Below are 1,058 nucleotides of genomic sequence, written 5' to 3'. Positions count from 1 at the left end.
GCCGCCACGAGGCCGCGGTTCCTGCCCTCCCGGAGCGAGGAGGCATAGCCTGCCAGGGCATCGGGAATGTTGTGCAGGCGCCCCGCGATGTGGCCCCACTCCACGGCGGTGGAGGTGGGCATGAGGTCCAGGATGGCACGTATTTCCTGTGCCGGAGAGGCGATGTTGTTGAGGTCGGACAGATTGAGGCCGGTGTCGTGGATCTCCATCTCGAGCCCGAGGCGTTCGCGCATCGCGTCGAGCGTAACGGCGTCGACGTCGTCGGCGGGTGAGAGGTCGGACAGCCGCTCCAGGGTTTCGCGGGCGGCCTCGGCGAAGGCCTCGAGGCCTGCGGGGGAGTAGTCCTGGTATTCGGTCTCGTGACCGGGTACGCCCAGGGTCGTCGCGAAACTGGGACTCAGCTCGATGAGGGTTCCCGTGTAGGAATCGGCGACTGCGTCGATCGCCGTGGCTGCGCGGGCAGGCAATGCACCGGGGGACTGAGGGGTGGACGGGGTGGGTGCGGGTTCAGAAGTCACACGCAGAGCCTAGCCGCCCCTGGTTGCTGGAAGCCACGACCCAGGCCGCAGACTCTGCAACCCAATCGTGCCCGGGCGCGGTGGCCGTGGGTACGCGCACGCGCCTACGGTTTGATAGGACGCGTCGATAAAGGGGGAACGATGGCAGCAAAAAGGATTCCGGCCCGTCGGGCCGTGGCGGCGGGAACCGTGGCTGCGCTCGTGCTGTCGGGTTGCGGTACGGCAGCTCCTGAACCGCAGGTCGCCGAGGGAATGGATCGAGTAGCGGTTGAAAGGGGCAGTTTCCCGGACGCCGAGGAAGCGTTGATCGAGGCGTCGATGCGGCTCGGGGCCGCGATGACGGCCGAGAACCCGGACATCAACCAGGTGACGAGTCCCCTGAGTGCGCTCTATGCCCTCGCGATGCTGCGGGCGGGCGCCGGCACCACGACGGCCGCCGAGATGGACGCCGTGCTGGGACTGCCGGCCGAGTACCGCGACGAGGCGATGAACGCCCTGCTGGCGGAGGTCCAGGAGTACGACGGCGATCCCGGCTCGGTC

Annotated in this window: 2 protein-coding genes; one reads left to right on the top strand and one right to left on the bottom strand. The window is 68.2% G+C overall.

The window, feature by feature from the left end; genetic code table 11:
- The coding region (locus Y705_RS21095; protein ID WP_253908499.1) for a DUF885 family protein at nt 1–518 on the bottom strand (518 nt) is incomplete at its 3' end.
- 141 nt (nt 519–659) lie between these two features.
- Here Y705_RS21095 and Y705_RS22210 point away from each other — a divergent pair.
- Nucleotides 660–1,058 (top strand): serpin family protein (locus tag Y705_RS22210; protein WP_162149043.1); only part of this gene is annotated, 399 nt, incomplete at its 3' end.

Origin of the sequence: Arthrobacter sp. H41 (assembly GCF_000520535.1) — a bacterium.
GTDB lineage: Bacteria > Actinomycetota > Actinomycetes > Actinomycetales > Micrococcaceae > Arthrobacter_D.
Note: the sequence above shows the minus strand (reverse complement) of the source record. Positions and strands in the feature narration are given on the sequence as shown.